Here is an 11,879-nt window from a genome sequence, read left to right as displayed (position 1 = left end):
CCCTCAGGCTGTCACCTTGCCGGCGCATGAGCATCAGTGTCACTCGCTCTTCGGTATTCAAGTGGCTGTAGGTCTTTTTCATCGCAACACCTTACCTCAGGTGTTGCACTTGCTCCTTGAGACCGCCGGGTCTTTATAAATATTTTTTTACACTTCAGGCGCCTGGCACTTTCTGGCATCCTGCGCCTCCATTTTCTGACCCGAGCCATCATTTTGTCTGACGCTCAAGCCCCCCGCCCGCGCTATAAATCCGACCTTATGTACGGCCTCGAAGACCGCCCGCACTTCACCGCCGCGATTTTTGCCGCGTTGCAGCATGTGTTGGCGAGTTTTGTCGGCATCATCACGCCCACGCTGATCGTGGGCGGCGTACTGGGGCTGGAAAGCGAAGTGCCGTACCTGGTGAGCATGGCGCTGTTCGTGTCGGGGCTTGGCACCTTTGTACAGGCACGCACCTTCGGGCCGGTGGGCTCGGGGCTGTTGTGCCTGCAAGGCACCAGCTTTTCCTTTATCAGCGTGATTTTGAGCGCAGGCTTCATGGTCAAGGCCCGGGGCGGCGGCACCGATGAGATTCTCTCGACAATCTTTGGCATCTGCTTTTTCGCAGCGTTTATCGAAGTGGTGCTCAGCCAGTTCATCGGCAAGCTGCGCAAACTGATCACCCCGGTGGTGACCGGCACCATCATCACCTTGATGGGCTTGTCGCTGATCAAGGTGGCGGTCACCGACATGGCCGGCGGCTATGGCGCCAGCGACCTCGGCGCGGCGGGCAACATGGGCCTGGCGGCGTTGGTGCTGCTGACCATCGTGGTGCTCAACCGCTTCAACAACCCGTTCCTGCGCCTGGGTTCGATCGTGATCGGTTTGACCCTGGGCTTTGTAGTCGCGTGGCTGCTGGGCCGCGTCGACATGGCCGCTCTGCCCCAGGTGCCGCTGATCAGCGTGCCCGTGCCGTTCAAGTACGGTTTCTCGTTCGACTGGGTGGCGTTTATCCCGGTGGCGGTAATCTTCCTGATTTCGCCCCTGGAAGCGGCCGGTGACCTGACCGCCAACTCGATGATTTCCCAGCAACCGGTCAAGGGCCCACTGTATATCAAGCGTATCAAGTCTGGCCTGCTGGCCGACGGTCTCAACTCTGCGATGGCGGCCACCTTCAACAGCCTGCCGATGGTGACCTTCGCCCAGAACAACGGCGTGATTCAATTGACCGGCGTGGCCAGCCGCTACGTGGCCTACTTCATCGCCGGCCTGCTGGTGCTGCTGGGGCTGTTCCCGATGATCGGCGCGGTGTTGCAACTGATGCCCAAGCCGGTACTGGGCGGCGCGACCCTGATCATGTTCGGCACCGTGGCCGTGGCCGGCATCAAGATCCTCGCTGAAGCGGGCCTGCATCGGCGTAATGTGCTGATTGTGGCGATTTCCCTCGGCATGGGCCTGGGCGTCGCCGCCGTGCCGGAAGTGCTGCGCGAGCTGCCCAAGGCGCTGCACAACATCTTCGAATCGCCGATCACCGTGGGCGCATTCTGTGCAATCCTGCTGAACATTTTCCTGCCCGAAGAGTTCATAGAGCTGGAAGAAGATGAATTCGAGCCGGAGTCCTCTACCCTCAAGGTCATGCAGGACCCGGACGTCACCCCAAAGTAGGAGCATTTCTTTATGCGCAAGCTCATGGTTCTATCGCTGTTGCTGCTGACCTTGAGCGCCTGCGCACTGTTCCCCAACCGCGACCCGGTGAACATCAATGTAGTAGGCATCGAGCCGCTGCAAAGCCAGGACCTGGAAGTGCGCTTTGCGGTGAAGCTGCGGGTGCAAAACCCCAATGAAGCGGCAATCGACTACAACGGCGTGGCCCTGGACCTGGAGGTCAATGGCCGGCCACTGGCCGCAGGCGTCAGCGATCAGGCTGGCAGCATCCCACGCTTCTCCGAGACCGTGCTGATGGTGCCGGTCAGCGTTTCGGCGTTTTCGGTGTTGCGCCAGACCCTGGGCCTTAGCCAGACCCAAAGCCTGAACAACCTGCCCTACGTGCTGCGCGGCAAATTGGCGGGTGGCCTGTTTGGCACCATGCGTTTTGTGGAGCGTGGCACCCTGGACTTACCGAACACTGCCACCTGGTAAGTGGCTGAAAACCACATGTGGGAGCTGACTTGCCTGCTCCCACAGGTTGATTGCGTTCAGTCAGTGATATAGCGAACGCCTGGCTTGGCGCGCTCGTCGACCACCAATTCAAAAATATCCGGCCTGGCGTAATGCCCCACTACGTCGTAGTCGTAGCGGGCCCGCACCAACTGATCAGTATCGATCTGCGCCGTCAACAAACCCGCTTCGCCCACCAACGGCCCCGCCAGAATATCGCCCATGGGTCCAACGATCACGCTGCCGCCGGCAATCAACGGACGGTCCACCGGCCAGTTGGCAACCTCCACACCCAAGGCTTCAGGCGATGCCTGCACCTGGCAGGCGCTGACCACAAAGCAACGCCCTTCATGGGCAATATGGCGCATGCTCACCTGCCACATGTCGCGCTCGTCCACGGTGGGTGCACACCACACCTGGACGCCCTTGGCGTACATCGCGGTGCGCAGCAACGGCATCATGTTTTCCCAGCACACCGCGCCGCCGATACGCCCAACCGCGGTGTCAATCACCGGCAGGGTCGAGCCGTCGCCCTTGCCCCAGATCAGCCGCTCGGTGCCGGTCGGCATCAGTTTGCGGTGCTTGGCCACCAGGCCGCCCGAGGGTTCGAAATACAGCACGCTGCAATACAGCGTACTGCCACTGCGTTCAATCACGCCCAGCACCAGGCTGGCACCGGTACGCGCCGACAACCCGGCCAGCGCCTCGGTCTCCGGCCCCGGTACGTCGATGGCATTGGCAAAATACCGCGCAAAGGCTTCCCGGCCTTCGGGCAGGCGATACCCCAATTGCGTGCCAAAGCTTTCGCCCTTTGGATAGCCGCCCAGCAACGCCTCGGGCATAACCACCAAGTGTGCGCCACTGCGCTGGATTTGCTCCTCATAGGCCAGGATCTGCGCCAGGGTGTCAGCCTTGCCGCCAGGCAAGGCGCCGATTTGCAAGGCTGCGACAGTCGATACAGGCATCAGGCTCACTCCGATAGATAGGGGTTGCCTATTCTCCGGCCAGAATCGATCATGAATAAAGCCCACCTCAGTGCTAAATGATATGAGCCAAATGAATATCGCCCAGGTTGACCTGAACCTGCTCAAAACCTTCGAAGCCCTGCACGACGAGTCCAGTGCCAGCCGTGCGGCGCTGCGCCTGGGTGTGACGCAGTCGGCGATCAGCGCGGGCTTGCGGCGCTTGCGTGAGCTGTACGGCGACCCTTTGTTCGTGCGCACCGGACGCGGCCTGGCGCCCACATTGCGGGCCAACCAGTTGAAACCGGTGATCAGTGAGGCATTGGATCGCTGCCGCCAGAGCCTGGCGATGATCAGCCCTCAAAACCTGCACTACGAGGGGCGCTCGGTGGTGCTGGGGCTGTCGGATGACTTCGAGATTGCCTATGGCCGAAGCCTGATGGAGGCCATCGCACTGCGCCTGCCCAAGTTACGGGTGATCTTTCGCCAGACCTACAGCCAGATCGTCGCCGCCGCCCTGCTCGACCGCACGCTGGACCTGGCCATCACCGCCGGCGGTTTTACCGAGCGCCGGCTGAGCCGACAGGTGCTGGGGGAAGGTGACTATCGTTGCCTGGTAGACCCCCATAGCCTGGCGCCGGGCCAGGAGGTCATCGACCTGCAGGGGTTTGTCACACGCGAGCATGTACTGGTGTCGTCAGGCGGGTTTATCGGCATTACCGATGAAGGCTTGGCGGCGCACGGGTTGCGCCGCCACGTCTGCGCGTCCACCAGCCACTTTGCCGCGCTGCCGTATCTGCTCAAAGGCAGCACCGCAGTAGCAACCATTCCCGGGCATGCGGCCCACGCCATTGCGCAAATGACCGGCCTGCGCGTGCTGCCCTGCCCGCTGGCGCTGCCGCATTACCCGGTGGAGTTGGGCTGGCGTACCCAAGCTCAGCTGGACCCGTTGCTGCTCAAGGTGCGCGAAGCGATTGTGTCGTGCTTTACTTCGCCGCCGCCATCAGCTTGTTGACTTCACTGCGCACCATGTTGGAAAACTCCGGCGGCGACATGCCGTCGAGTTCGGCACGTACCCATTCGGCCCACTTGCCCTTGCGCTTGGCGCGCTCACCGAACAAGCGTGCGGCTTCGCCCTTGGCCTTGCCCAGGTTGGTTTGCCACAGGTCGTAGAGGCGCGACTTTTCATCTTCCAGCTCGGCGCGTTCGGCGAGGGTCTTGTTGGCGAGATTGAAGCTCATGTTGAATTACCTGCTGCACAAATAGGTGACATCTTACACTGTAGGCCCAACGTTCCCGATCCGGTTTTTGCCTCGGATGAGCGTGTGGGGAAAAAAACTGCAACTTTTGCCTCCCCCCGATACTCCATTGTTCACTGCCACATCCACCTGCAAGGAGTCACTCAATGGCCCGCAAAACCGCCGCCCAAGCTGTCGAAGAGCAAATCAAGGACCAAGCGTTCAGCGAACTGAGCGCGTTGATCGAAGAGTCGGACAAACTGCTCAAAAGCAGCGCATCCCTGGTGGGCGAAGAAGGTGAAACCCTGCGCGAGCAGGTTGCCATCAAACTCAAGCAAGCCCTGGAATCGGTGTCCAACGTGCGCGAACGCAGCAAGCCGGTCGTGGATGCCACCGAGACTTATATCGGTGGGCACCCATGGCAGACCGTGGCCATTTCCGCAGGCTTTGGCCTGGTGGTCGGCCTGTTGCTGGGTCGCCGTAACTGATCCATTCAGGCTGCGCCCCCCGCGCAGCCTGTTTCACCCCGCCGCCAACGCCCTCAACTCGCGCAACGCCTGCGCGTCCAGTTCGATCCCGGTTTCCTGCGACTTCGCCCGCGTACGATGGCGTCGGTCCCCCGGCAATCGACGCAACCCCGCCGCATGCATCTGCCGCACCAGCTCCTGGCTGCGTTGGGCGAAGCTTTGCCCAGCGGTTTTACTCGGGTCGATCACGATCAGAAGCTGGCCTGTCCACGGCGTGCGCGCGCCTGGGTGGTCCGTCCAATCGAATTCAAAAGAGAAGTTGCCGCCCGTCAACGCTGCCGCCAGCAACTCCACCATCATCGACAGTGCTGAACCCTTGTGCCCGCCAAATGGCAACAGTGCGCCGCCTTCCAGAATGGCTTTAGGGTCCTGGGTCGGCTGCCCGAGGCTATCGACGCCCATGCCCGGTGGCAACCGCTCGCCTTTGCGCGCGGCGATTTGCACGTCGCCATGGGCGATGGCGCTGGTGGCCAGGTCAAACACAATCGGCGCACCGTCGGCCCGGGGCGCCGCAAACGCGATGGGGTTGGTGCCGAACAACGGACGATCCGCGCCGTGGGGCACCACGCAGGTCATGCTGTTGACCACGCTGAGTGCCACCAGCCCCTCCTCGGCAAACGGCTCGACGTCCGGCCACAGGGCAGCAAAGTGATGGGAGTTATGGATTGCCAGCAACGCGATGCCGGCGCTGCGTGCCTTCTCCACCAGCAACGGGCGCGCCGCCGCCAGGGCCGGCTGGGCAAAACCATTGCCCGCATCGACGCGCACAAAGCCTGAGGCCACATCGGTCACGCTGGGGAAGGCGGTGCCATTGACCCATCCACTGGCCAGCGTCGAAAGGTAACCGGGGATGCGAAAAATACCGTGACTGTGGGCACCGTCACGCTCGGCACTTGCGCAGTTGTGCGCAAGAATCGCAGCAACCTGCGCCGATGTGCCGTGCCGAACGAACACCTGATGAAGTAACTCCTCCAGTTCAGCGAAGCGGATCGAGGCACAAGCGGTGGCAACTGTCGGGGACTGCGCAGACATTTGAAGCTCCGTTTTTATGATTGGAAGGGGCAACGAATGGGACATCCAGACCCTCGATTAAACACCACGCACGCTCTGCGTTGTCAACGTGCGCAGCGCTGAATATTTACCGCCTTGCACCACGGACGCCTGCCTACCCTGTGCTTTTCCTGGCACGCCGGAGACAGGCTGTGGTTCGCTTAACGCCCCCGTATTTCTTCCCTGAGTTTCTCAAACCCCAAGGCAAAGCCTCGCCCACTGCTCGTGAACGTACGCTGGGGCTCACCGCCAAAGACCTTGATTGGCTGTACAACCTTTACCTGGCTACCGACGAGTCTCGGCAGGACACAAGCCGGCATGATCACCCCATGCGTGTTGAAAAGGTCCTGATCAACATTTCCGGCAAGCCCCCCATTCCCCTTGCCGGCGCGTTCGCGATCAGCCCGACACCCGACGCCGCCAAGGCATTGCTCTACACCCCGGATAACGGCATACAGGTCTATGACAGCCACGCTGCCCTGCTGAGCGAATTGATCGAGCAATTGGAAGACCCACTGCAGAGCGCCCCTTTGCTGAGCTACCTGTCGATGGACCAACGCAATGCGCTGGGCGCTGACACGCCCATGGTGTTGACCACTCAGCTCATCGAAGGTGAAGTCATGCCGGAGCAAGCACGCATGCTCCAGGCCTGCCAGCTGGATAACGTCAAGGCCATGCTCGTCCACCTGCAAAAAACCCCGACCTTGCCTGACATGCTCGACACGCTGCTGAGCGTCATGGCCCGCCCCCATTTCAAACACCTGGATCAACGGGACACACGGGTCAATGTCTTAACCCGCGAAGCTGAGCAAGCAACGCCACGTTGGGTCAACTCGCAGACCTTGAGCGAAGCGCTGCTGCAATTTTATGTGCGTCACAGGTGGCCCAAAGGGCAGATACGCGAATACTCGAACCCAAAACATGACACCACTGGCTTCACTGCCTCCGAACAGGAAGAAGATCACCGGCGTTGGGAGGCCTTGATCGAACAAAGCTCCAGTACTTTCTCGAAGCTGTTGGAAAGCCTGTTGCAGACCTACTGGAATGAAGATATCGACAGCGGCACCTCGCGCGTGGATTTTTTTGCTCAAGGCGTGGCGCAGAAGTTTCGCCTCGATGTGTTGCTCAAGCGCCAGGGCGAGATTATTACCGCCGAGGAAAGCCACGCACTTCAGGCCCTGTTCCTCAGCGACCAAAGCGCCCGCAGCGCCCATGCCGAAAACCTCAGCGTGGAAAAGGTGCGCCTTTATGCCCCTCATCAACATTACGTTGAACCAGCGAGCACCTTGATGATCACCGAGCACCACGCGTACCTCTACACCCAATCGCGCGGGTTACAGGTGCTGGAAAACCTCGACGACCTCAAAGACCGGTTACTGAGCATGCTCAAGGCCGAAGGCTACGAGGACGAATGGCTCAACTTCCTCTCATTGGATGAGCGCGACACGCTGCTCGGCCTGGACCCGATCACCATCGCGGCAAGGCCGATACCCGGCAATGTGTTCGTGACCTTGGTACAAGACATTGCGCGCAAGCAAACGGACAACCTTAACCACGCCCTGGAAATCTACCGGCGCAGCGATGGCCAAGTGGACCTCACAGCCCTGCTGGACAGTGCCCTGGACGTACGTGCCTTGCTGGACAATCAACTGGCCACACTAGAGACCAACGGGCGCTGGACCTTGCATCCGGTCACCCGTGGTAATGGCCGCCCTACGACCGTCAAGGCCGAGCGCGCCCGGCTGCAGCTTCAGAACCTGCGGGCGATTGAGCGTGCGCTGGCGATGGAGCGCGCGCACCACCCGACCTTACGTAGCATCGTCGCTGACACGCTCAACGCTGAACTGCAACTGCAGCAACAGTCAGTCAAAGCCGAAGAGGTGTTTATCAATACCTACGCCACGCGTGCCCAGGAGCGTGAAGAGCGTGCGACAGTGCAGTCATTGAGCATGCTTGAGCACTTCATTGAACGTCTGGCCCAAGAGGCGCCTGCGGTGCCCTTCTCGTCCAGGACGAAGTTCTATACGCGGGGCGAAGGCAATGTCTTCGTGCAATTGCCAAGCATGACGCTCAAGACGTTCAACACCGTCATCGAGCGCGTCCTGCTGCTGTTTTCCAAGCACGCCATGCGCCAGCAACCCCATGAGTTTCTGGTCAAGACTCACGCCAAACACGCCCACTCGATGCTGGTGGGGTTACGCAGCGAAGCCGAGCTGAGGTCGCTGGATAAAACCCTGGCGCCCACAAGCCAGGCCATTCTCGACACGCTACTTCAGCCCGACAGTCTGTCGCGCTTGACACGCCATGGCCTTAACGGATTTTTGCCGGATGCCTATGGGTTGACGTTGGACTTGAACGCCGTCGATACGCCACAACCGCTGGCCAATACGTTCGTGATTACTGAGCGCGGCGGTATCGACCCGCAGCGCTCGGGCCAGGCGCTGCTCTGGACCCCGCGCCTGGGCTACGAAGTCTTTGCCTCGATCAACGCCCTGCGCGATGAAATCACCCAGCGCCTGGCGCACCCGATCAACAGCTTGAGCCTGCTGGAAAATCTGCCGTTCAGCTTGCGCGAGCCCCATCAGGCATTTCGCCAGGGGCCGCTGCAACGTATCGATCAGGACCTTTTGAATGACCGAGTAAACAGCTACAACGACGCGGTCATGGCGGGCGTTGATCACTTGCTATCCATGGGCCTTGGGGCCCGCGCCTTGCAAGACCGGTTGGACGCCGTCATCGAACAGCCGCCGCCCACCAACCTTGGCAGGGCGATCACGCTGGCCGATGCCATGGTCAACCAGCAGGCACTGCCGGTGTGGCTCGGCATGGCGCCGCCTCAGGAGCAAATCCACCAGGCCGAGCTTCTGGAGCAGTACTGCAACAACGCCGGCGAGGAGCACGACTACCTGCATGACATCCAACCCATCCGCGCGTATGCCTTAACCACGCTGACGGCGCTGCTTGAGGCGCGCTTTCCCGGCAAGGGGCTCAACCCCGATGACATCCTGATCCCCACCCATGCGGTGCTCGATGTGAATGTCGACAACCTGACCGACTTTGCCTTGCGGCACTGGCCAAACCTGACGGCGCAACACATCCGCCCGCGCTCACGCACCGCCAAGCCATTACCAAAAGCCCTGGACGCCAGTGCGGTGATACAAATGGTGCGACAGCTGGACCTCAAAAGTGCTTATCAACAACGGGTGCGAAGCCAGCTTGAAACAAAAACCGACGATGCGCGCCAACGCAGACGCCTGTTTTGCCGCCAATTGCCTTGGCAAGCGTTGCAGTGCGCCCACGAACACAGCTTGCAGGAACGCCTTTCCACCCAGGCGTTAAGCCTGGTGCAACAGATTTTCGATATGCCGGACGCCGTGGCCCGCGCCTCACTCAGTGGCGCCACGGCGATGATTCGACCGCTGGAACTGATCGCCACCGAAGGCGCCAGTACCGCCAAAGTGCTGGGCGTGTACCTGATCGGCCCGCAGAGTCCCGGCGATGGACCATGGGTGCTTTACGCGCCGTACAGCGAACAACATGTGTTCAAGGAATATACGGATGAAACGGCCCTGCTCGATGAGATACAAAGGCCGGGCGCACTGCAGGACTGGGTGCTTATGCACCTGGAAGATCCGCACCAGGCCACTTACCGCCACTTGCTCAAAGACAGTCGCCATCGCCCCTCCGATATCAGCCTGGCCGCATCGCCAGTGGCGGGCAATGTGCTGCATTCCCCGTTCAGTGAAAATACATTGATGTTGCTCAAGTTGCTGGGAAGCCAATTCGAAGAAGGCGCCAAGACCTTGTGGGACCATGCGACCCGCTTGTTCGGCAAGGAAATCCCCACGGCGGTACAGTTCATGGCGGGCAAACTCGCCTACCCGCTGGTGGTATGGCGCAGCTACACCTTATTCAAGCGCTCGGCCGACGCCTTGCAACTGCACCAGTGGAAGGCTGCGCTCAAGGATTTCGTCAGGGGCGTGGCGCAGATGGCCGCCCTGCGCAGTGCGCTGGACGGCACCGCCCTTGCACCGCCCACCGAAAAGGAGCGCTCGCTGGCCGAGCTGACAGACACGTCACTGCCCGCCGCCACCACCCTCGACACCTGGCATATCACCAGCCCTTCGCGCACCCGGCTGCAGCCGTTCGAGGCACAGGATGTGGCATTGCAAGACCTGAAAAAAAGCAGGCTCAGCCAGGTGTATGAAGACCGCAAAGCCTCGAAATACTACGTGCCGCTGGCCGGCAAGGTGTATAGCGTCAAGAAAGCCGCACAACGCTGGCGCCTCGCCAACGATGAGCAGGTTGGGCCGTACATCGGTCGCAATACGCAGGGCATATGGGTACTGGAGCTGGGCGACCAAGAGCCGCGCTTCGGCAGGGCTCAGTCATACCTCAAGACATGGCGAAACGAAGCACGGGATATCAATATTGAAGCGGTGGGCATCCGCGATATCGGTGCGTTGACCTACTGGAAAGCCCAAGCCATCACCGAAGCGCTGAACTTTGCGACTTATTACGCGCTGAACTGCCGCCGCAACGTCGCGCAATTCGCCACACAACGCGACCCGAACAGCCGGGTTGGGCGCTTTTTGGGAGAAATGTTCGGTGTCGTCACCCTGACGCCGGACCAGGTTTCGAAAGTCACCAAAATAATCGACGAGATAATCAATGAGCTCACCGACCCCAGCTTGACCGGTCCAAATTCCATGCGTTTTGTGGTGGGCACCAGCCGACAGGATCCCGCATCGGATTATGCGTTCATGATTCCCGCCGACAGAGAGCGAAAACTGTATCTGCTGAGCCGCTTCTTCGACCCCAATCTGGACGTTTATCAGAACCGCTTGCTGGAAAATATGGCCTTCAACATATCGACGCACGCCAGGGCCAGTACGCTGATTCACGAATTGACGCACTTGAAGCTGGACACCGTAGACATCGCCTACCTGGACAGCATGCGGCCCTTCCCGGACTTGATCAATATCCAAAGGCCCGGCGCCGCAGTGCTTAAAACCACCCTGGAAGATCTGCGCAGCACGGCGTTATCGACGATGACGCCTGCAACCATGCTGTTCAAGACTCAAGACAGTCTCACCGAGCTGTGGGAGGATTTCCAGCCAGGCTCGGCAATTGAAAAGAAAATTTTCAAGGCGACGGGCGCCAAGACCTTGCAGGACGCCAGGGTCATCTTCATGTCGGTACCTGACAAACGCATTGATACCATCCTGGCCAACGCAGACTCAGTGACATACCTGATCACCCACCTTGGGCGCTACCTGGAGCCGGGAGCCTGAGCGGCCCCCGGCAGGAACATCAGTCTTTCTGGTCACGCAGCACGTTACCGGAAGCGCCATCGATGCGCGCCTCATACACGATGCCATCGGACTTGCGACCTTTGACTTCCCAATAGCCATTGTCATCCGCTTCAGCGGCGTAGACCTCAATGTAGCCGGCCTTGGTTTTCGCCACCTCGATGGCTTTCTCAATGGTGATCCAGCCTGCACCCGGCTTGTCGGCCATGGCGGCGCCAGCGCTCAACAGCGCGGAAGTAGCACACAGGGCGATCAAGGTTTTCTTCAACATTTTCGTACTCCATAGTGGACGACAGGTTAATTCCTGAATTTTTAGGCGCACACAAACAAGAATAAGTTCCAATTGATGTGCAATCGCCATGATGCGGTTCTCGCCGTCTACCTTGGGAGGTTAGAATGTGGGAAATCAGGATGAGTTAATGAGCGAAAAGCCCCTTTCAGAAACCGAATATGACGCCATCACCGACGCCGCCGCGCATTGGTGCATGCGCCTGCATGCTGCAGATTGCACAGCGGGCGAACGTCAGGCTTTTACCCAGTGGCACGATGCTCATCCGCTGCACGCCTTCGAATATGCGGCCATGCTCGAGATCTGGGACGTGGCCGACCACCTGCCCCGCGACAAGCCTGAGGCGGTGGTGGTCCCAATCAAGA

10 protein-coding genes are annotated in these 11,879 nt (G+C 60.2%); 6 read left to right on the top strand and 4 right to left on the bottom strand.

Annotated features, from left to right (window positions below; translation table 11 throughout):
* Nucleotides 1-213 precede the first annotated feature (213 nt).
* A complete protein-coding gene (locus GIW04_RS20805; protein ID WP_003190912.1) occupies nt 214-1,644 on the top strand; it encodes a nucleobase:cation symporter-2 family protein in 1,431 nt (476 codons plus the stop codon).
* 12 nt (nt 1,645-1,656) lie between these two features.
* Entirely contained in the window at nt 1,657-2,118 is a 462-nt protein-coding gene (locus GIW04_RS20800) for an LEA type 2 family protein (RefSeq protein WP_057709905.1), read from the top strand.
* Nucleotides 2,119-2,174: 56 nt separating this feature from the next.
* Here the strand turns inward: GIW04_RS20800 and GIW04_RS20795 are convergent, their stop codons facing one another.
* Nucleotides 2,175-3,101, bottom strand: a complete 927-nt coding sequence (locus GIW04_RS20795; RefSeq protein ID WP_120248230.1) for a carbon-nitrogen hydrolase family protein — start codon at nt 3,099-3,101, stop codon at nt 2,175-2,177.
* A gap of 91 nt (nt 3,102-3,192) precedes the next feature.
* Between GIW04_RS20795 and GIW04_RS20790 the strand changes: the two genes are divergently transcribed.
* Entirely contained in the window at nt 3,193-4,113 is a 921-nt protein-coding gene (locus tag GIW04_RS20790; RefSeq protein WP_120248231.1) for a LysR family transcriptional regulator, read from the top strand.
* Here the strand turns inward: GIW04_RS20790 and GIW04_RS20785 are convergent.
* Nucleotides 4,085-4,339, bottom strand: a complete 255-nt coding sequence (locus GIW04_RS20785) for a hypothetical protein (RefSeq protein ID WP_003190904.1) — start codon at nt 4,337-4,339, stop codon at nt 4,085-4,087. The two genes, GIW04_RS20790 and GIW04_RS20785, sit on opposite strands and share 29 nt — an antisense overlap.
* A gap of 164 nt (nt 4,340-4,503) precedes the next feature.
* On the opposite strand from GIW04_RS20785, the gene GIW04_RS20780 reads away from it, so the two are divergent.
* The gene (locus tag GIW04_RS20780; protein WP_003190903.1) at nt 4,504-4,824 is read left to right on the top strand and encodes a DUF883 family protein; all 321 of its coding nucleotides are present in this window, start codon (nt 4,504-4,506) and stop codon (nt 4,822-4,824) included.
* Between the two features lie 33 nt (nt 4,825-4,857).
* Here GIW04_RS20780 and GIW04_RS20775 read toward each other — a convergent pair whose 3' ends face one another.
* The gene (locus GIW04_RS20775) at nt 4,858-5,895 is read right to left on the bottom strand and encodes an Ldh family oxidoreductase (protein ID WP_120248232.1); all 1,038 of its coding nucleotides are present in this window, start codon (nt 5,893-5,895) and stop codon (nt 4,858-4,860) included.
* A 170-nt stretch (nt 5,896-6,065) separates the two neighbouring features.
* Here GIW04_RS20775 and GIW04_RS20770 point away from each other — a divergent pair, with 170 nt between their 5' ends.
* Entirely contained in the window at nt 6,066-11,207 is a 5,142-nt protein-coding gene (locus tag GIW04_RS20770) for a dermonecrotic toxin domain-containing protein (protein ID WP_236479165.1), read from the top strand.
* Between the two features lie 19 nt (nt 11,208-11,226).
* On the opposite strand, the gene GIW04_RS20765 is transcribed toward GIW04_RS20770, so the two are convergent.
* Nucleotides 11,227-11,496 carry a PepSY domain-containing protein gene (locus GIW04_RS20765; protein ID WP_014718736.1) on the bottom strand — a complete coding sequence of 90 codons (270 nt, stop codon included), beginning with the start codon at nt 11,494-11,496 and terminating at the stop codon, nt 11,227-11,229.
* A 148-nt stretch (nt 11,497-11,644) separates the two neighbouring features.
* On the opposite strand from GIW04_RS20765, the gene GIW04_RS20760 reads away from it, so the two are divergent.
* On the top strand, nt 11,645-11,879 hold a 235-nt coding region (locus GIW04_RS20760), incomplete at its 3' end, for a FecR/PupR family sigma factor regulator (protein WP_236479164.1).

The sequence above is a fragment of the Pseudomonas sp. PA-4-8C genome (assembly GCF_021606625.1).
Classification (GTDB): Bacteria; Pseudomonadota; Gammaproteobacteria; order Pseudomonadales; family Pseudomonadaceae; genus Aquipseudomonas; species Aquipseudomonas lactis.
The sequence above is the reverse complement of the archived record's forward strand: the minus strand, read 5'-3'. Positions and strand labels throughout refer to the sequence as shown.